The organism is Streptomyces sp. NPDC000229 (genome assembly GCF_040300825.1).
Lineage (GTDB): Bacteria > Actinomycetota > Actinomycetes > Streptomycetales > Streptomycetaceae > Streptomyces.
On the sequence record NZ_JBEPEL010000042.1, the window covers coordinates 1 to 18,990 of the forward strand.

An 18,990-nucleotide genomic window follows, 5' to 3' on the forward strand; every position below is an offset into this window, starting at 1 on the left:
TACTGGGGCTTGTTGTTGACGCGCCTGGCGGCACAAATACAAAAACCTCCCTGGGGGGCGCCGGTTAACAAAGTATCTTCCCGGGCCCCGCCTACCCGGATACCGGTTCGACGGACCCCACCGGTTCACGACACGCGCCTCGGTACGTCGAAGCTGGTGAACGCGGAGCGTTTCGGCAGGCGGTAGGTCTCCCTGCCGGTGACCGCGTTGAGGATCGTGGCGTTGCGTACGGCACCGATGTCCAGGTTCGGCGCCGAGACGCCGTGGCTGTGGATCTCGGCGTTGGCCACGAACACCCGCCCGGTGACACCTTCGGTGAGCTCCACGGAGTGGTCCAGGCGCACCCGGGGACGGCCCCGGCCGTCCCGCCGCAACAGGTCGTCGACCGGCTTCAGGAAGTCGGGCGTCCGGTTGCGGTAGCCCGTCGCCGCCACGACCAGGTCGGTGGTGTGCTCGAAGCTCTCACCCGTGTCGCGGTGCCGGCAGGTCAGCACCGCCCGCCCCGACCCCGACTCGACGGCCGCCGACTCGACGGTGATGCCGAAGCGCAGTTCCACCTCGGCCAGTCCGTGCTCCAACTGGCGCCGGTAGAGCAGCTCGTGGATCTCCTCCAGCGTGTCGGTGGAGATGCCCTTGTAGAACTGCCACTGCTCCTTGACCAGGCGGTCGCGCACGTCCTCGGGCAAGGAGTGGAAGTACTGCATGTACGCCGGAGTCGTCAGCTCCAGGTTCATCTTGGTGTAGTCGAGCGGGGCGAACGACGAGGTGCGGGTCAGCCAGCTCACCGCCGGCCCGCCCTCGACGTTCCGCCCGAGCAGGTCCACCGCGACCTCGGCGCCGGACTGGCCGGAGCCGACGACCGTGACCTTCTCGGCGGACGCCACGTCGGACGCCCGGTACAGGTAGTCGGAGGTGTGCAGCAGCCTGTCCGCCGGCAGGCCCGCCAGGGCGTCCGGTACGTACGGCGCGGTGCCGATGCCCAGCACGAGGTCGCGGGCCCGCAGCCTCAGCCGGGTGCCGTCACCGCGTACCGCGTCCACCGTGAAGCGCTCCGCCTCCGCGTCCCACCGGACCTCCTCCACCCGGTGCGCGAAGCGGACCGAGGGCAGTCTCGCCGCCGCCCAGCGGAGGTAGTCCTCGTACTCGCGACGCGAGGGGAAGAAGTTCTCCCGCACGGTGAACGTGTACAGGCGGTCCATGTCGTGCAGGTAGGCGAGGAACGACAGGGGGTGCCAGGGGGCGACGAGGGTGACCAGGTCGGCGAGGAAGTTCACCTGCATCGAGGCGTCGCCGAACATCATCCCCCGGTGCCAGGTGAGTTCGGGCCGCTCCTCCAGGACGACCAGGTCGACGTCGTCGACGGTCGACGCCAGAGCGGCCAGGCCCAGGTTGAACGGGCCGCAGCCGACGGCCACCACGTCGTGGTCACTGGTGAGGACGGTCTCGGTCATCGGGGCATGTCCTCCTCGCGTCGCGGATGGACCATCAGCACGGCGGTCTTGTCGGGGAAGGCGACCTTTCCGGCGGGGCGGAAGCCCGCCGCCTCGAACGCCCTGAGCGAGGGCGCGTTGGCCACGTCGGGCTCGGCGACCACCCGGGCGCACCGCGGGTCGGCGGCCAGCAGGCCCTCCGCGAGGGCACGCAGGAGGGACCGGCCCAGGCCCTGCCCGGTACGGCCCACCTCGCCGATGGCGATGTGGACGCCCAGGTCGTGGGGCAGCTCCGGGTAGTGACCGGCGAGCCGGTCCCGGACGACCCGGTACACCTCGATGTACGCGAACGGCGTCCCGTCCAGGTCGATCAGCACCGGCAGGATCGCGTCGCCCGCGAGGTGCCCGGCGATCTCCTCGTACCAGCGTGTCCGCGGCCACGCCTGGTGCCAGAAGGCGTCGATGTGCGGCGACTGCATCCAGCCGTGCACCAGGTCCAGGTCGGTGCCCTCCGCCCGCGCCACCCGGGCCGTCCAGGGGGTGGGCAGTAAGGGCAGCGGCGGGCCCGGGACGGCGTGCGCGGCCGACGGTGCCGAGGTCATACGGAGGCCTCCTGGAGTGGGTTGGGGGCGTCGAGGTAGACGGACTGGGCGTCCAGCGGGGCGAGCACCTCGTCGATGCCGTGCAGCCGGGTCAGCAGGTTGCCCTTGCACGGCAGGGTGTCGGCCTCCAGCCAGCGGCGCGCCAGCCGGTCGCCGTCCGGCCCCGCCTCGGCGAGCGCGGGCAGCGCCGCCCGCAGCCGGCCGGCGAGGACGGCGAGCAGGTCCCGCTCGTCCGCCAGCCCGTCGACGGCGAGGCAGCCGACGACCGACAGGGCCTGGTTGCGCAGCAGGTAGTACGAGAGCCGGTCGTCGACGAGGGAGTCGTCGACCACGGCCAGCGTGGAGGAGCCGGAACCCAGCCGCTCCAGCAGCCCGGGCAGGTACGAAGTGGCCAGGTAGTAGCCCTGGTTGTCGCGGAACGTGGAGCCGGTCACCCGGCCCGCCGCGTCCAGCCGTACCAGGGTGTTCTGCTGGTGCGCCTCCAGGCCGATGCCGGTGGCGGCGTACAGGTGCAGCATCGGCACCAGCACCTTGTCGGTGTAGTCGGCCGTCCACTGCTCGGCCGCGCCCGGGCCGAGCGCGGAGACCAGGTCGCCGAGCGCGCTGCGGCCGAGCCCGGGGCGCGGGGCGACCAGGCCCACCAGGCAACGCAGGCCGGCGATGCCGTCGGGGACTTCGCGGACGGCGACGTCGAGGCCGGTCACCTCCGGGCCCTCCGGCCGGTCCGGTTCGTCCACCGCGAGCCAGGCGGGGTCGCGGGTGATGGCGAAGCCGGGGTGGGCTTGGAACGTGGGGTCGGCGTACCCGGCGTCGAGGAGCCGGTTGATCTCCAGGCCCCGGCGCAGCTCGGTGCGGGTCGACTCACGGCGGGAGTTGGTCAGCCGCAGCCCGAGGGACAGCTTCAGCATCACATCGGCGTCCGGCCGGTACACGGTCCGCACACTGGACGTGGGCCACCACTCGGGCCCCAGCTCGCCGAGCGGCTTGAGCGCGCCGGAGGCGACGAGCGCCCTGATCCGGGGGCGGTGCAGCAGGTCACGGGCCTGCCACGGGTGCGCGGGCACCAGCACCCGCCCGTCGTCCAGGCGCCGCCCGGCCAGGTCGGCGAGGAGCGCGACGGTGTCGCGGCCCGCCAGCGAGGGGGCGCCGGCGACGGCGTCGTGCGAGACCACCGACTCGTCGGCGGCGAACCAGTGCAGCCGGAAGGAGCCGCGCAGCTCGGGCGAGAACGCGGCGGCGTCGTTGTCCGAGATGCCGTCGCGGCTCTTGGGCGCCGGATGGTTCAAGTGGCCCAGGAGCAGCGCCTGTTCGGCGTCGAGGAAGCCGTCCACGCCGGGCGGCGGCTGCGGATGGGCGCGCCGGTCGGCGATGAACGTGGCGACCCGGCGTACGGACTCGGCGGTGCGCTCCACCAGGTCGGCGACCTCACCGGCCGGGACCCCGCCGGGGCGGCCGCCGCCGCGCACCGCCGCCTCGGTGGACAGCAGCGCGACCGCCGTCACCGGGTCGGCGGCCGGACCGAGCGGGCCGCCGGGGCCCTCCAGGCGGGCGGGGGCGAACCGGTGCCACCCGGTGGGGGAGCAGTGCGTCACCTCGGTGACGAGGGCGAGCCCCGCGGTGGGCAGCTCGACCCGGAGCGGGCCGGGCGTCACGGGCGTGCCGGTCTCGCGCAGCCAGCACCGCAGCAGTGCCTCGATGTGGGCGTGCTCGGCGGCACCCCGGGCGTCCCGTTCGTGCAGGGGGTCTTTGCGGGTGGTGGTTGCCGCCGTGGTGGTGATGCTCATGCGGCGCCCTCCTCGATGAGTCGTTCACAGGTGCGGCCGGCGTCGAGGACCGTGTCCACGAGACCGTCGATGTCGTCGGTGGTGGCGGTCGGGTTGAGCAGGGTGAACTTCAGGCACACCCGCTTGGGGGAGCCCGGGCCGCCCGTCGTGGCCTCGGTACGCCCGATGAGCGCGGTGCCGGACTCCAGCAGCCGCCGGCGCAGGGCGCCGTTGAGCTCGTCGGTGACCTCCGGGTTCTCGGCGCGGTAGCGGAACAGCACCGTGGTCAGCTCGGCGGGGGCGACCAGCTCCAGCTCGGGCTCGGCGAGGATGCGCCGTTCGGCATGGCGGGCGAGGTCGTGGCACGCGTCGACCATCCGGCCCATGCCGGTCCGGCCGTACGCCAGCAACGTGGCGGCGGCTTTCACCGCGTCGGGGCGGCGGGTGGTCTGGAGGCTGCGGCCGAGGAGCCCGTCGTACCCGGCCTCGGAGTCGTCGACCGGGTTGAGGTAGGCGACCTCGCGGTCCAGGGAGGTGAACGCGGTCGTGTCGGAGACCAGCAGGACGCTGGTCGCGGCGGGCTGCCAGCCGATCTTGTGCAGGTCGAGCGTGACCGAGTCGGCCAGTTCGAGACCCGCCAGGCGGCCGGCCAGCCGCTTCGAGAACAGCGCGCCGAACCCGTACGCGGCGTCGACGTGCATCCACATGCCGTGCCCGGCGGCGATCTCGGCGATCTCCGGGAGCGGGTCGACGGAGCCGAAGTCCGTGGTCCCGGCGGTGGCGACCACCGCGATCGGCGTCCGGTCCGGGCCGAGCGCCTCCACTGCGGCGGCCAGCGCGTCGGGCCGCATGCGCCGGCGCTCGTCGACCGGCACCGGGTGTACGGCGGCCTCGCCCAGTCCCAGTGCGGCGCAGGCCCGGTGGGTGGAGAAGTGGGCGAGTTCGGAGCAGAACACCACCGGGCCCGGCAGGGCCGCCACCCCCTGCTCGCGGGCGTTGATGCCACGCCGCAGCGCGGCCGCGTCCCGGGCGAGCAGCAGGCCCATCAGGTTGGACAGGGACCCGCCGGGGGTGAGGACTCCGTCGGCGCGCTCCCCGAGCCCGGCCAGCCGGATCAGTACGCCGATGAGCCAGCGTTCGACCGCAAGGGCACAGGCCCCGGAGTCGTAGGTGTCCAGGGAGGCGTTCCCGGCGCTCGCCAGGGCGTCGGCGGCGACGGCGACCGCGAGCGACGGTGGCTGGAGATGGGCGGCGGCCCGCGGGTGGGACAGGTCGATGCCGTGCTCGATCAGCACGGTCGTCAGCAGCTGGAGCGCGGCCTTGGTGCCGAGCCCCTCGGCGGGGAGTTCGGCCGGGCCCAGCGCCCGGGAGGCGGCGGCGAGGACTTCGGCGGGGGTGCCCGCCGGGATCGGGCCGTCCGGGCGGCGGGCGGTCGACGCGGTGTCGACCGCCTCGGTGAGCGTGGCCAGGACCTCGGCGAGGCCGTCGTAGGACCCGGCGAGCAGGGCCGGCGGGAAGGGGGACAGCGGGGGTCGTGTTTCGGTCAGCGGTGTCACGCCCTGTCTCCTCAGTGCTCGGCCAGCGGGTTGGGGTGCGTGCCGTTCGGGTACAGCGCGTGGCGCAGGGCGCGGTCGGTGTACCGGGTGACGACGATCCGGTCGCGGTTGAGGCCGTAGCGGGGGATCTCGGGGGCGAGCAGGTCGTACTCGGCGAACCGTTCGGACAGCTCGGGGAACCGCTGCTGGAAGTCGAGGATCGTCTGCCGGACGAGGCGCCAGAACGTCTTCTCCGGTACGCCGAGCTGCTCGGCGCACAGCGGCGCGAGGTAGCGGAAGTGGCCGACGAAGACCTGGTCGACGACGTGCTGCTTGATGATCGACGGGTGTTTGCGGGGCAGTACGTGGTCGTGTCCGTCGGGCTCCGGGCCGCGCTCGGGCACATCGGTGAACGACACGCACACGTCGTCCACGAAGTCCTTCAGGTACAAGCGGGCCGGTACGTCATTCTCGTCGTACCCGATCAGCGTGTTCTGCCCGTGCGGGTTGAAGGTGACGCCGTACCGGTACAGCACGTGCAGGATCGGCACGAGGAGAGTGCCGAAGAGGCGCCGCAGCCACTCCTGCGGATCGAGGCCCGAGGCGCGGACGAGTTCGGCGACGAAGGCGTCACCGGCGTTGTCGACGTGGAGGAGCGAGGCGAAGGTGCGCACCCGCTCACCGGGGTCCTTGCGCGCCGACACCGACTCGCGCCAGATGCAGCCGAGTGTCTCGAGGTGCTGGTAGGGCGTGTCCTCCAGCGTGGTGAGGTAGGGGTGCCGGACGGTCACCGACGCCACTTCGCCGAGGAACACGGTGCGGCACTCCTCGGTCAGGAACGCGTCGCGCTCCACGAGCCCGCGCAGCCACTGGGTGACGACGGGCGCGCCCATGGTGCAGTGCGGCGGGATGCCGCGCCAGACCAGGGTGTTGAGTATCTTCAGCGGGAGTTTGACGTCGTACCGCTCGGGGGCGGTGACATTGGCCATCGTCCGGATGGACTGGCCGGGCAGGTACGCGTCGGTGCTCTCGCCCAGCGGGATGATGCGGCGCTGCGCCACGTCGGCGGCGTGCAGGATCTGGACGGCGTGGTCCCACTGCCAGGGGTGCACGGGCATCCAGACGTAGCCCTCGGGGTCGACGCCGGCCTCCTGGAGGACGCCTGTGAACCGGGTCCGGGTCTCGTCGTCCAACTCGCGCTCGCGGATGCTGTTTTCGGACAGCTCGGAAGTGCCGCGGAACTCGGCGAGGCCGCGGTGGACGGCCAGCCACTGGAGTGTCAGCGGCTGTGCGGACTCGGGTGCGTAGCGGCGTACGTCGGTGGCGGAGAAACCGATGCGGCCCTTGTTGGCGACGAGGAGGTTGTGCCCGGTCATGCGGCACTCCAGCTCGGTGTGGTCCAGGGCGCGCAGCTCGGCCACGGTGTCGCCGCCGTGGGTGATGCGGGCGGCGTCGACGGCGAGGGTGGCGGACAGTTCGGTGAAGTACGTGGCGATGGTCGACGGGTCGCTGCCGATCGTCGAGGCGGCTTCCATGAGGAACTGCTGGGCGTCCCAGGCCGGTTGGGCGATGGAGTTGCCGAGCATGCTGGTGGAGGTGCGGGTGATCGACGCCGGGTCGACACGCAGCCAGCCGAACGCGCCGGGGGTGGCGCTGAACGCGTACGTGGTGCCGCTGTCGAGGTCGATGCGGTAACCGCCGTCACCGGTCTCGACCGCCTTGATCATGTCCTCGAAACACCACTCGCCCAGCGCTTTCGCGAGCAGGCGTCGGTTGGCTTCCTGCCATGCCGCGGGGGCCACGTCGGGCAACGCGGGCACGGGATGGTCGGCGGGGGTGGGCATCAGGCAGCTCCGATGTCTGTCCGGATCAATGCGCTCGAACACCTGGACGTCCAAGCGGGGTTAGATTAGGTTAGGCTTACCTAATGGGCAAGGTCAACTTTCGGCCACGGAGCCCCAGTTGAAAACTGACGTTCTGTCAGTTGTGGCCCGATTGACCGGCCCCGGACGTCACATGGAGGTGACCAGCGGTGCCTTCCCGCCCTCGTACCCCGCGATGCACTCCGCGATGGACTTTCGCCCTGGTCAGTGCCGGTGGCGTGATGATGACCCTGGACGTGACGGTGGTGAACGTCGCCCTCTCGGACATCGCGCGCGATCTGGAGGCGGGGCTGGGCAGGGTGCAGTGGACCGTGTCGGCGTACTCGCTGGCCTTCGGCGCGCTGCTGCTGACCGCGGGCGCGCTCTCCGACCGCATAGGGCGCCGCACCGTGTTCACCGCCGGCATGGCGCTCTTCACCCTCGCGTCCGCCGCGTGCGGCCTGGCGCCGGACGCCGGTACCCTCATCGCCGCCCGCGCCGCCCAAGGGCTGGGCGGCGCCATGGTGTTCGCGCCCACCCTCGCGCTGATGGCCGCCGCGTACGAAGGTGTCCGGCGCCAGGCCGCGATAGCCGCCTTCGCCGCCATCGCCTCCGCCGCCGGCGCGCTCGGCCCCATCGTCGGAGGCCTGTTCGTCGAACTGCTCGGGTGGCGCTGGATCTTCCTCGTCAATGTGCCCATCGGGGTCCTCGTCGTGGCGGGCGCGCTCACCCGTATGCCCGAGTCGGCGGCGCCACGCGACACCCGGCGCCGGATGGACCTCCTCGGTGCCGCCCTCGGTGTCGGCGCGCTCCTGGCACTGCACTATCCGCTGGTCGCCGGACCCGAAGCAGGGTGGGCCGCGCCGGAGGTGCTGATCCCGGCGGCCGTCGGCGTCGTGCTGGTCGTGGCCCTCGTGGCCAGCCAGCGCCGTGGCGACGGCCTGATCGACATGACGTTGCTGCGCGTCCGGGCGTTCTCCGGGGCCGCCGTGCTGGGCTTCCTCGCCCGGCTCTCCAGCCTGGGCGTACTCGCCTTCGTCACGCTGTGGCTGCAGAGCACCCACGGGTACTCACCCCTGGAAGTCGGCCTGCGCCTCCTGCCCCTGACGGGCAGCCTGCTCCTGGCCGGGCTGTTCGTCGCCCGCCTGCAGAAGGTGTTACCTCCCGACCTGCTGGTCGCCGGGGGCTTCGCGGCCCAAGGGCTGGGGCTGCTCGGGCTGGCAGCCGCTGGTTCGGGCGGCGGGCAGGCCGTCACGGCCGTCGCCCTCGTGCTGCTCGGTGTCGGAGGAGCCGTCATCTTCCCGCCCCTCATGGGCGTCGCGGTGGGCGCCGCGCCCGCCGACCGGGCCGGGATGGCCTCCGGGCTCACCAATGCCTGCTACCCGCTGGGGACGGCGACCGGCGTCGCCCTCTTCGGGGCGGTGTTCTCCGCCCGCCTGGGCGAGGGGCTCGGTACCGGTCAGGGGGTCACCGCTCCGGTGCGCGAGGCCGTGGAGACCGGGCGGTTCGAGCTGCTCGACCCCGCGCTCCGGCCACTCGCCCACACCGCGTTCTCCGGTGCGTTCACCGCCGTGTGCCTGGCCTCCGCACTCGTCTGCCTGCTCGGCGTGCTGGCCGCACGCACGCTCAGGCCCGAGGCGGAGGCCGTCGGGGACGGCGCGAAGCGCCCCCGGTCCCGTATCGCCCAGCCCTCCTGACCCGCCCCCGTCACAGCCGCCGCAGCAGCCACACCAGGTAGGGGGCGCCGAGCAGCGCCGTGACGATGCCCACGGGGATCTCGGTCGGCGCCAGCAGCCAGCGGCCCAGGGCGTCCGAGGACACCACCAGGACCGCACCCAGGACGGCGGCCATCGGCACCATGCGGGCCGTGTTGCCGCCCACGATCCGCCGGGCCAGGTGCGGAGCGACCAGGCCGACGAAGCCGACCGCGCCCACCGCCGCCGCCGTACCCGCCGCCAGCACCGCGCCCGCCCCGAGGACCAGCAGCCGGGCGCGGCCCAGCTCCAGCCCCAGAGCCCGCGGCAGCTCGTCACCGAGGGAGAGCAGGTTCACCGGCCGCGCCGCGATCACCAGGATCACCGCGACCACCGCGGGCAGGGCGAGCCAGCCCAGGGCCGAGAAGTCACGGGCGTAGGTGCTGCCCGCCAGCCAGCCGAGCGCGGACGAGACGTTCATCTGCACGCTGACCACCATGATGTTGACCAGGGCCATCGACGTGGCGGCGGCACCCAGGCCCACCAGCACCACCCGGGTCGGGTCCAGCCCGGTCCGCCCGTCCTTGCCGCTCCCGCGCGCGACCAGCACCACGAGGGCGAGCATCAGGACGCCGCCGATCCCCGCCGCGGCCGGCAGCGCCACCAGCGGCGCCGACGGGACGGCGACGATGACCGCGATCGCGCCCAGGGACGCCCCGCCGGTCACGCCCACCAGACCCGGCTCGGCCAGCGGGTTGCGCACCACCGCCTGCACCGCCGCCCCGGCGACCGCCAGGCACGCCCCGGCCAGCGCCGCCACCAGGATGCGCGGAAGCCGGTAGTCCACCACCGCTTCGGTGATCTGCTCCGCGGAACCGAACAGCGACGCGACGAGCTGGCTCCAGGTGATCTCGACGTCACCGACGCGCAGCGAGACGGCGATCGCGACGGCCAGGGCCACCAGCCCGGCGCCGAGCGCGACCGCGTAGGCGGGGGCGCGCCGCTGGTCGGAGACCACGACCGCCGCCCCCGTGTCGGCGTCGCCGGTGCTCACCCGGCGGGCCAGCGCCATGAACACCGGGCCGCCGATCAGCGCCGTCACCACACCGACCGGGATCTCGGCGGGCTGCGTGGCCGACGGCGTCACGATCAGCTGCGCGGCCGCGTCGGCCCCCAGGACCAGCGCGGAGGCCAGCAACGCCGCCATCGGAATGAGCAGCGCGTGCTTGCGGATGCCCAACTGCCGTACGATGACCGGCCCGATGAGCCCGACGAAGCCGATCGGCCCGGCGAGCGACACAGCCGCCGCGGACAGCAGTACGGCGACCAGGAACGCGGCCGGCCGGATGCGTTCCACGCGTACGCCCATGGCCTCCGCCGTCTCGTCGCCGAGCGCCAGCAGGTCCAGCGGGCGGGCCAGGAACGGGGCGATCAGCGCGCCGACGGCGACGACCGCGCCGAGCGTCAGGGGCCGTTCCAGACCGGACTGCATCAGGGTGCCGTTGCCCCAGAAGAACAGCCCGCGGGTCGCCTGCACATCGAGCATCTGGAGGAACTCGGCCGCGGAGGTGCCCGCCAGCGCCACGGTCGCACCGGCGAGCAGCACCCGCCCGGGCGTCATCACGCCGCTACGGCTGAGCAGGTACACCACCGCGACCGCGACGAGACCGCCGAGGAACGCCGCGCCCCCGGCGGGGAGCGGGCCGAGGCTGATCCCGGTGAACGCCACCAGCACCACGGCGAAGTACGCCCCGGCGTTCACGCCCAGCGTGTCGGGCGCCGCCAGGGGGTTGCGGGTCGCGCCCTGGACGAGCACGCCGGACACGCCGAGCGCGACGCCGACGACCAGACCGGTCAGCGTGCGCGGCAGGCGGCTGCCGAGCAGCACGTCCTCGGTGCGGGCGTCGCCGTGGCCGAGGAGCAGGTCCACGATGTCGCCGATGCCCACACCCGACACGCCGAGACCGAGGTGGACCACGCCCACCAGGCACAGGACGAGGGACAGACCGCCGCCCACGAGCACGGCTCGTGGGCGGCGGCCGAGCGGACGGGCCACGGGGGCCGTCAGTCCTTCCGGGGCCATCAGACCTTCAGAGCCTTGCCGGTCTCGTCGAGGATGTGCATCGCCGACAGCGGGCCACCGAAGAGCCAGGTGCCCGGGTCGAGCGGCAGGGCCTTGTCGTTCTTGACGAAGTCCAGGCCCTTCCACACCGCGTTGCCCGCGAGGTCACCGGTGAACGGGTTGTCGTTGTCGGCGGCGACGTACAGGAAGGTCGCGTCCTTCTCGACCTTGGTCAGGCCCTCGACGCCCACCGTGGTCATGCCCCAGGCGTCGGACTGGCCCTTCCAGCCGTTCTTCAGCCCGGCCAGGTTCAGCACCTGCGGAGCGATCGCGTCATCGGTGAGCATGCGGATCGAGGCGGTGCCGTTGGCGGTGAAGCCCTGCGCGAGCGCGTACTTCAGCTCGCCCTTGCCGGCCTTGTCCAGCCGTCCCTTGAGGTCGGCGGCCTTGGCGTCGATCTGCTTGGTGACCTCGGCGGCCTTGTCCTCCTTGCCGACCGCCTTCGCCAGCTCGGTGAAGTTCTTCTTCATCGTCGCCAGCTGCGGCTTGGTGGTGTACGTGAACGACAGCACGGGCGCGATGGCCTGGAGCTGCTTGAGGTTGGCCTTCGACCGGTCGTTGTCGATGACGATGAGGTCCGGCTGGAGGGCCCGGATCTTCTCCAGGCTCGGCTCGTTGCGGTCGCCGACGTCGGTGACCTTGTCGGGCAGGCCCGCGCCCTTGGCGGTGATCCAGGTGCTGTAGCCCTTGTTGTCGGCGTTGCCGGCCGGGATGACGCCGAGCGCGATCAGCTCCTCGGTGTACGTCCACTCCAGCGCGACGACCTTGGTCGCCGGCTTGTCCAGGCTGACCTTGCCCTGGGCGGTGTCGACGGTGATCTTCCCGCTCGTGGCCTTGTCCCCAGAGGTCTTGCCCTCGGTGGACTCGCCGACCGTGCCGGACCCGCAGCCCGCGGCGGTGAGTATCAGGGCCACAGCGGTACCGCCCGTCACGAGGGCGCGCAGCATTCTCTGCATGGTGAATCTCTCCTTGTGTGCTGGTGATGCGGGCGGAGCGCCGTGGGCCCCGGGTTCAGGACGCGGCGGGAGCCTGGGACCGCCGGGGGAAACAGGCGAGATAGCCGGTGGCCGGATCGCGCACGACGGTGACGCGGAGCCCGAAGGCCCGCTCGATGACATCGGGGACGAGGACGTCGTCGGCCGCGCCCGCGGCGGCGATCCCGCCGTCGGCGACGACCACGACGTCGTCGGCGTAGGCCGCGGCCTGCATCAGGTCGTGCAGGACCACACCGACGGCGATGTGGTGCTCCTCGGCGAGGCGCCGTACGACGTCGAGCACCTCGAACTGGTGGCGCATGTCGAGGTACGTGGTGGGCTCGTCCAGCAGCAGCACCCCGGCGCGCTGGGCCAGCACCATGGCCAGCCAGGCGCGTTGGCGCTCGCCGCCCGACAGCTCGTCGAGGCGTCGTTCGACCAGCGGAGCCGCGTCCGTGACGTCGAGCGCCCAGTCGATCGCCTCCGTGTCCTCGCTCGTGTGCCGGGCGAGGGCCCCGCGGTGGGCGTACCTCCCGTGCCGCACGAGCTCACGGACCGTCACCCCGGCCGGGGCCTGCGACGTTTGCGGGAGGAACGCCAGTCGCTGGGACAGCGTGCGGCGGGCGAACGACCCGAGGGGGGCGTCGTCGATGCGTATCTCACCGCCGAGCGGCGGCAGAAGGCCCGCCACTGTGCGCAACAGGGTGGATTTACCGCAGCCGTTGGGGCCGACGAGCACGGTGATCGCACCGGCCCGGAGCGACAGGTCCACCTGCTTCAGCACCGGGCGGCCGCCGTGCCCGACCTCGAGGTCCTTCGCCACCAGGCGGACGTCGCCCATGCACACCACATTCCTTCCCCGTTGCCGGTTCGACGACGCCACCATACAACTTAGGTAAGGCACACCTTATGGCCATGGCGGAGATCGTTCAGCTTGTGACCATGCCGAGATCTGGTGCACTACCCTGCGCCCCCCTCGCGCACACTCACGCCACTTCTGCCACACGGCACTTGGGGTGTAAGGAAGCCATCCAGAACGCCGTGCCGTTCCCGGCCGCGCTGGACGCTCGGGCTGGTGCAGACCGTCTCGCGGGGGCGACTGCGGCGCGCCTGCGAGTCCGGCCGGGGCGCACGGCACGGTCGCCGGCCCCGACGGACACGCCCACGAGGCGATCGCCTCCAGAAGGCCGCTTTCGCGGGCGTACCGACGGACGCGGGCTTCGGGCGGGCCCGGCGGTCCCCCTGGCACGGCGGCCCCGGAAGCCGTCGTGCCAGGGCCGGCCGGGGCATCCCTGACACAAGATCAGAAAGTTATTCGCGCTAACGTGCGTGCGTGAACCTTCATGTCGTCATAGGTTACGGGCCCGCCGGTGCGGCCACCGCCCGGCTGCTGGCCGAACAGGGTCATTCCGTACGCGTCGTCACCAGGTCGGGCAGAAGCCCGGAGCCGGGCATCGACCATGTCGCCCTGGACGCGTCGGACAGCGAACGACTGACCGAGGCCGCGCAGGGCGCGGCCGTCATCCACAGCTGCGCGGCGCCCCCCTACCACCGCTGGACCACCGAATGGCCGCCGCTGGCCTCGTCGATCTGCACGGCGGCGGAGGCGACCGGGGCCGTCCTGGTCATGCTGGGCAACCTCTACGGATACGGCCCGGTCGACCGCCCCATGACCGAAGACCTGCCACTCGCGGCGACCGGCCCCAAGGGGCGCGTACGTGCCGCCACGTGGGAGCAGGCGCGGAAACTGCACGAGCAGGGGCGCATCAAGGCGGTCGAGGTGCGGGCCTCGGACTTCTTCGGGCCAGGGGTCACCGACGGCGGGCACCTGGCCGGACGGGTCGTCCCACGGCTGCTGCGCGGCAAGCCGGTCTCCACGCTCGGTGACCCCGACGTCCCGCACAGCTGGACCTACCTCCCCGACGTGGCCAGGGCCCTGGTCGAGGTCGCCGGCGAGGAACGGGCCTGGGGGCGGGCCTGGCACGTCCCGACGGAGCCCGCTTCGTCCACCCGGGAGATGGTCGACCGCCTCGCCGCGGAGGCGGGCACGGGACCGGTCGCGGTGCGGAGGCTGCCGTCGGCGGCGCTGGGGCTCGCCTCCGTCTTCTCCCCGCTGATCCGGGAACTCAAGGAGATCCGCTACCAGTTCGACCGTCCGTTCATCGTCGATTCGAGCGCGTACGAAGCCGCGTTCGCGGTCCGGGCCACCCCCCTCGACGAACAGGTCGGGGCGACGGTGGACTGGTGGCGCGGGCGACCGGCCGCCGCCCGATGACATCAGTGACAGGAAGAGATTCCCTCATGGGTTCAGCCGAAGTGCGACGTGACGACATCGCGATCGTCGGGATGTCCTGCCGGTTCCCGGGCGCACCGAACCTGAACCAGTACTGGCGCCTCCTCACGGCTCCGCAGGCGCAGTTCTCCACCGTCCCGGACTCCCGATGGCGCGCCGCAGCGTTCCTTGGCGACAACTTCCGCGATCCGTCCTCGATCCGTACGGACACCATGGCGCTGCTGCCGGACGTGGGCCATTTCGACGCCGCGCACTACGGCATCCCGCCGCGGCGGGCCGCCGCGATGGATCCACAGGCCCGGTTGCTGATCGACCTCGCCCGGGAGGCGATCCAGGACGCCGGATGGGAGGCCGAGGGCTTCGACCGCGAGGAGACCTCGGTGATCACCTCGCTCACCGAGGGGGGCTATCGCGAGATCAGCACCCTGCAGATCCGGATGCGACAGCTGGCCGGCGGTGAGTTCGGCGCACGGCCGACCGACCCCCGGTGGGCGGAGACGGTCCGCGCGGTCCCGGGGCTGCACGGCACGTCCGTCGCCGGGCTCCTGCTCAACATGGGACCGAACACGATCAGTTCGGTCTTCGATCTGCACGGAGAGAGCTACGCGCTGGACTCGGCGTGTTCCGGTGGGCTCATGGCCGTGGCCAACGCCGTGTTCGCCCTGCGCGCCGGCCGGTGCCGTATCGCTCTCGCGGGGGGCGCCCAACTACAGCTCACCCCGGACCTGCTGGTGGGGCTCAGCCGGATCGGCGCCATCTCGGGCAGCGGCAGGTGCCTGCCGTTCGGCGCCGAGGCCGACGGCTTCGTCCTGGGGGAGGGTGCCGGGATCCTGGTGCTGCGGCCACTGGCCGACGCGCTGGCAGCCGGCGATCGGGTCTACGCCGTGATCCGCGGTGTGGGAACGGCCAACGACGGAACCGTGCAGGGCGGCATGCACCCCCAGGCGGCCGGTCAGCTCCGCGCGCTGCGCCGGGCCTACCGGGACGCGGGGCTGACTCCCGACACGGTGGGTTACCTGGAGGCGCACGGCACCGGTACGACGGTCGGCGACCCCGTCGAGGTCGGCGTCCTGCGCGAACTGCGCGGTGAGCGGGGCGCACCGGCCTTCCTCGGAGCGGTGAAGGCGGTGGTCGGGCACTCGCTCAACGCCGCGGGCATAGCCGGACTCATCAAGACCGTCCTGGCCGTGCACCGAGGTGTGATTCCGCCGCAGCCGGAGTTCGGCCTGGCCGACCGTTCCGGACTCGAGGCCGCGCGGCTGACCGTCCCGACCACGCCGACCCGCTGGCCGGGGACGGGGCGGCCGCGCCGCGCGGGGGTGAGCGCCTTCGGCTTCGGCGGCACCGGTGTCCACCTGGTGCTGGAGGAGTGCGGCACCGCACCGGCCCGCCCGGCCCCGGACGGGGAACCGCAGCTCCTGCTCCTCAGCGCCCGCGACCGCGCCGGGCTGGCCCGGTACGCCGGGGAACTGGCGTCCACCATCGCCGACGACCGGCCGCCGCTGGCCGGGGTGGCGAGCACCCTGGCCCGCCGGGCTCCCTTCCCGGAGCGCCTCGCACTGGTCGCGGAGGACGTGGCCGACGCCGTCACCAAGCTCACCGCGGCGGCCCGGGCCATGGCGGCCGGCCGCACCGGCGACCTCGGGCCGGGACAGGTGGCCGGGACGGTGCCCCCCGGTGCACCGCCGGAGGTCGTCGCCCTGCCGGCTCCGGGGTCGCTGCCCGCCGAGGCACGCGCGGCCGCGCTGGCCCGGCTCGCGGAGCGCGCGGTCACCGGCTCGGGGCTTCTTCCGGTGACGGAGCGCATACCCCCGACCACCCTGCCACCGAGTCCGCTCGCCCCGCGCCGCCACTGGGTGGTCGACGAGTCGGCACGCGAGCCGGCGAAGGACGTACCCGGGGCGGCTCCCGGGGCGGCTCCCGAGACGGCGCGCGGGGAGGTGCGGACCGGTGGCGCAGGTGGTGCCTCCGCCGCCTCCCTCGTGCTCGAAGAGGTTGCGCGGGTCGGGGTCTTCCCCCTCTCCGACCTGAGCGAGCGGATGGCTCTGGTGACCGACCTCGGCTTCGACTCCCTGATGCTGCACGAGCTGGAAGGCAACATCGGCAAGCGGGTACCGGGGTTCCGCACCGAGGAGATGTACGCCCCCGACCTCACCGTCGAGCGGCTGATCGAGCTGGTCACGCCGGCCGATCCGCAGCTCACGGAGCCGGCGGCGCCCGCTGAGCCGCTCCCCGCGGAGACACGGACGGACTGGGACCCCACGACCGGGTGCGTCGACGACTTCCCGGAGGTGCGGCAGTTCGAGGAGCGCCTGAGCGCCATCACCGGCAGCGGTGCGGACTTCCCGTACTTCCGGGTCCACCAGGGCACCATCCGCGACACGACCGTGATAGGCGACCGGACGTACCTGTCCTTCGGCAGCTACAACTACCTGGGTCTCTCCGGCCACCCCACGGTCAACGAGGCCGCTCAGCAGGCGGTGGAGCGGTACGGCACCTCGGTCTCCGCGAGCCGGGCGCTCTCCGGCGAACGGGACCTGACCGTACGGCTGGAGCGGGCGCTCGCCGACTTCCTCGGCGTGGACGACTGCGTGGCACTGGTGAGCGGCCACGCCACCAATGTCACCGCGATAGGGCACCTCGTCGGCGCGGGGGACCTGGTCGTGCACGACGCGCTCGCCCACGACAGCATCCTCCAGGGCTGCGCCCTGTCCGGCGCGGCGCGGCGCCCGTTCGCCCACAACGACGTCGGCCGGCTGGAACACATGCTGCGGCTCAACCGGTCCCGGTTCAGGCGGGTGCTGATCGCCGTCGAGGGCGCGTACAGCATGGACGGCGACCTGGTCGACCTGCCCGCCGTGATCGAGCTGAAGAAGCGCTACGGCGCCCTGCTGATGGTCGACGAGGCGCACAGCATCGGGACCGTGGGCGAACGTGGCCGCGGCGTGGGGGAGTTCTTCGGTGTGGACCGGTGCGACGTGGACCTGTGGATGGGCACCCTGTCCAAGGCCTTCGCCGGCTGCGGCGGTTACCTGGGCGGCTCGGCCCGGATGGTGCGGTGGCTGCGGCACACGCTGCCGGGCTTCGTCTACAGCGTCGGCCTGACCCCGGCCAACGCGGCCGCGGCGCTGGCCGCCACGGAGCTGATCGTCGCGGAACCGCACCGGGTGCGGGCCCTGCGCCGGAACGCGGAGCTCTTCCTGGGGCTGGCCGGCTCCGCCGGTCTGGCGACGGGCTCCAGTGCCCACACTCCGATCGTGCCGTGTCTCCTCGGCGACTCGGCGAGGACCCTGCGCGTCGCGGACCGGCTGTTCGACCGGGGGGTCGTCGCTGATCCGATCCTGCACCCCGCCGTGGAGGAGGGACTCACGAGGCTGCGGTTCTTCGTCACCAGCGAACACCGCGAGGACGACATCCGACGGGCCGTGTCGATCCTGGCCGAGGAGGTGGCATCCGCCACGCAGGACGCGGCCCACGTCAGATGAGGGTGCGTTCTATCCGGCTGAGCGTGGCGCTGTCTCCGGACCCGGCCGAGGGTGCGTCATGCCGTTCCCCGGTGCTGCCCACCCGTTGGGAGAGCAGATAGGCGATGATCTCCGCCTCCTGCTCCTGAACGTCGTCGTAGGTCGCGCGCAGGAGCATGTCACGCACGAGGTCGGGGTCGAGGTTGGGGAAGAGGAGGCGAGCGCTCGCCTCGTCCAGCCAACCCGCCCCGCGATGGCAGCAGATGATGTGGCCCAGCTCGTGCAAGATGATGTGCTCCTGATGCGCGCTGGTGGTGTTGGCGTCGTAGAAGATCAGGTCTTCGTCGCGGGCGGCGACCCACATCCCGCACGGATGCGAAGCGGGCATCTGCATCGGCACCAGCGTGATCGGGCGGCCGCGGACCTCGCTGAGGTGGCGGCAGAGCTCGGCGACATCCGCCACCTGCGGCAGGTCGAGATCGGCGATGCGCTGAGCGCCGGCCTTGCGGAGCCTCTTGATCTGACTGCGGCGGTCCTGGTCGGCCGACCGCCCCTTCCGTCCGGCCCTCACTCGGTCTCCGCGGGGTCGGTGACGGGCGGAAGCCCCTGCATCTGCCGGTACTGGTCCATGATGGCCGTGATGGCCTGGAGGTTCTCCTTCTTCATCCCGGCGGCCCGCATCGCCACCGAACGGACCCCCGCCTGCCGCAGCGCCTCGACGGCGGCGACCTGGCTCAGTACGGACTCGGCGACGTCGTCGTCGAAAAAGTAGGCCACCGACACGCCGAAGAAGCGCGCCAGCGCGGCCAGCAGGTCCGGTGAGGGATTGGAGCGCTTGCCCGTCCGCAACTGCGACAGATACACACCACCGACCCGCAGTTCGGGGTTGGCCCGCTTCAGTTCCTCCGCCACTTCGGCGTTGGTCCAGTGCTTGCCCTTCGGACGAACCGTCTTGAAGAGGTCGTCCAGACGCACTGCCAGCACGGGCCGGTCATCAGTCTCGGACATTGCGAATCTCCCTCCCGGCACCTCCTCGGCTTAGCCCTTGGCTAATCGTCAGTTTCGCAGATTAGCAGTCAGTTGACAATTGGCCGGGACTCCGCCACCGTTGGAGCTCGCCGATAGCTGCCAGCTAACTTGGTTCACGGGGGTGGCCGAGTTGGTCGGCGGTCATGTCGGCAGGTCCGGCCCTCGGAGGACGGACCGGACCGGGGCCGGGCGGAACACACTCCGTCCGGCCCGACGGAGAGC

Annotated in this window: 13 protein-coding genes; 3 read left to right on the forward strand and 10 right to left on the reverse strand. The window is 72.4% G+C overall.

Features of this window, described 5'->3' with window-relative positions; genetic code table 11:
* Window positions 1–125: 125 nt before the first annotated feature.
* From ABT360_RS20685 to ABT360_RS20705, 5 genes are read right to left on the reverse strand one after another with little or no spacing between them, the layout of a single operon-like run.
* Window positions 126–1,451 carry a lysine N(6)-hydroxylase/L-ornithine N(5)-oxygenase family protein gene (locus ABT360_RS20685; protein WP_351818274.1) on the reverse strand — a complete coding sequence of 442 codons (1,326 nt, stop codon included), beginning with the start codon at window positions 1,449–1,451 and terminating at the stop codon, window positions 126–128.
* A complete protein-coding gene (locus tag ABT360_RS20690) occupies window positions 1,448–2,032 on the reverse strand; it encodes a GNAT family N-acetyltransferase (protein WP_351818276.1) in 585 nt (194 codons plus the stop codon). The genes ABT360_RS20685 and ABT360_RS20690 overlap by 4 nt, the downstream gene beginning before the upstream one ends.
* On the reverse strand, window positions 2,029–3,816 hold the full coding sequence (locus ABT360_RS20695) for an IucA/IucC family protein (RefSeq protein WP_351818280.1): 1,788 nt from the start codon (window positions 3,814–3,816) through the stop codon (window positions 2,029–2,031). Before ABT360_RS20695 ends, ABT360_RS20690 begins: the two co-directional genes overlap by 4 nt.
* Entirely contained in the window at window positions 3,813–5,351 is a 1,539-nt protein-coding gene (locus ABT360_RS20700; protein ID WP_351818283.1) for a pyridoxal phosphate-dependent decarboxylase family protein, read from the reverse strand. Before ABT360_RS20700 ends, ABT360_RS20695 begins: the two co-directional genes overlap by 4 nt.
* An 11-nt stretch (window positions 5,352–5,362) precedes the next feature.
* Window positions 5,363–7,174 (reverse strand): IucA/IucC family protein, encoded by a 1,812-nt coding sequence (locus ABT360_RS20705; RefSeq protein WP_351818286.1) that lies wholly within the window; start codon window positions 7,172–7,174, stop codon window positions 5,363–5,365.
* A 260-nt stretch (window positions 7,175–7,434) separates the two neighbouring features.
* On the opposite strand from ABT360_RS20705, the gene ABT360_RS20710 reads away from it, so the two are divergent.
* The gene (locus tag ABT360_RS20710; RefSeq protein ID WP_351818289.1) at window positions 7,435–8,889 is read left to right on the forward strand and encodes an MFS transporter; all 1,455 of its coding nucleotides are present in this window, start codon (window positions 7,435–7,437) and stop codon (window positions 8,887–8,889) included.
* 10 nt (window positions 8,890–8,899) lie between these two features.
* Here the strand turns inward: ABT360_RS20710 and ABT360_RS20715 are convergent, their stop codons facing one another.
* Genes ABT360_RS20715 through ABT360_RS20725 form a run of 3 tightly spaced genes read right to left on the reverse strand, consistent with a single transcriptional unit; the run spans window position 8,900 to window position 12,823 of the window.
* Window positions 8,900–10,942: an iron ABC transporter permease gene (locus ABT360_RS20715; protein WP_351818292.1), complete on the reverse strand. Its 2,043-nt coding sequence runs from the start codon at window positions 10,940–10,942 to the stop codon at window positions 8,900–8,902.
* A 26-nt stretch (window positions 10,943–10,968) separates the two neighbouring features.
* Entirely contained in the window at window positions 10,969–11,964 is a 996-nt protein-coding gene (locus tag ABT360_RS20720) for an ABC transporter substrate-binding protein (RefSeq protein ID WP_351818295.1), read from the reverse strand.
* A gap of 55 nt (window positions 11,965–12,019) precedes the next feature.
* A complete protein-coding gene (locus ABT360_RS20725; RefSeq protein WP_351818298.1) occupies window positions 12,020–12,823 on the reverse strand; it encodes an ABC transporter ATP-binding protein in 804 nt (267 codons plus the stop codon).
* 492 nt (window positions 12,824–13,315) lie between these two features.
* On the opposite strand from ABT360_RS20725, the gene ABT360_RS20730 reads away from it, so the two are divergent.
* The gene (locus tag ABT360_RS20730; protein WP_351818301.1) at window positions 13,316–14,257 is read left to right on the forward strand and encodes an NAD-dependent epimerase/dehydratase family protein; all 942 of its coding nucleotides are present in this window, start codon (window positions 13,316–13,318) and stop codon (window positions 14,255–14,257) included.
* Between the two features lie 26 nt (window positions 14,258–14,283).
* The gene (locus ABT360_RS20735; RefSeq protein ID WP_351818304.1) at window positions 14,284–17,760 is read left to right on the forward strand and encodes an aminotransferase class I/II-fold pyridoxal phosphate-dependent enzyme; all 3,477 of its coding nucleotides are present in this window, start codon (window positions 14,284–14,286) and stop codon (window positions 17,758–17,760) included.
* Here the strand turns inward: ABT360_RS20735 and ABT360_RS20740 are convergent.
* Together ABT360_RS20740 and ABT360_RS20745 are read right to left on the reverse strand one after the other, a co-directional pair.
* Window positions 17,753–18,310, reverse strand: coding sequence for a toxin (locus tag ABT360_RS20740; RefSeq protein ID WP_351818307.1), 558 nt, complete (start codon window positions 18,308–18,310; stop codon window positions 17,753–17,755). The genes ABT360_RS20735 and ABT360_RS20740 overlap by 8 nt on opposite strands.
* Entirely contained in the window at window positions 18,307–18,747 is a 441-nt protein-coding gene (locus tag ABT360_RS20745) for a helix-turn-helix domain-containing protein (protein WP_351818310.1), read from the reverse strand. Before ABT360_RS20745 ends, ABT360_RS20740 begins: the two co-directional genes overlap by 4 nt.
* Between the last annotated feature and the right edge of the window lie 243 nt (window positions 18,748–18,990).

Bases quoted from the DNA above. Each gene is read 5' to 3' on its own strand.
- ABT360_RS20685 (WP_351818274.1), bottom strand. From the start codon at position 1,451: ATGACCGAGACCGTCCTCACCAGTGACCACGACGTGGTGGCCGTCGGC.
- ABT360_RS20690 (WP_351818276.1), bottom strand. From the start codon at position 2,032: ATGACCTCGGCACCGTCGGCCGCGCACGCCGTCCCGGGCCCGCCGCTG.
- ABT360_RS20695 (WP_351818280.1), bottom strand. From the start codon at position 3,816: ATGAGCATCACCACCACGGCGGCAACCACCACCCGCAAAGACCCCCTG.
- ABT360_RS20705 (WP_351818286.1), bottom strand. From the start codon at position 7,174: ATGCCCACCCCCGCCGACCATCCCGTGCCCGCGTTGCCCGACGTGGCC.
- ABT360_RS20710 (WP_351818289.1), top strand. From the start codon at position 7,435: ATGATGACCCTGGACGTGACGGTGGTGAACGTCGCCCTCTCGGACATC.
- ABT360_RS20720 (WP_351818295.1), bottom strand. From the start codon at position 11,964: ATGCAGAGAATGCTGCGCGCCCTCGTGACGGGCGGTACCGCTGTGGCC.
- ABT360_RS20725 (WP_351818298.1), bottom strand. From the start codon at position 12,823: ATGGGCGACGTCCGCCTGGTGGCGAAGGACCTCGAGGTCGGGCACGGC.
- ABT360_RS20735 (WP_351818304.1), top strand. From the start codon at position 14,284: ATGGGTTCAGCCGAAGTGCGACGTGACGACATCGCGATCGTCGGGATG.
- ABT360_RS20745 (WP_351818310.1), bottom strand. From the start codon at position 18,747: ATGTCCGAGACTGATGACCGGCCCGTGCTGGCAGTGCGTCTGGACGAC.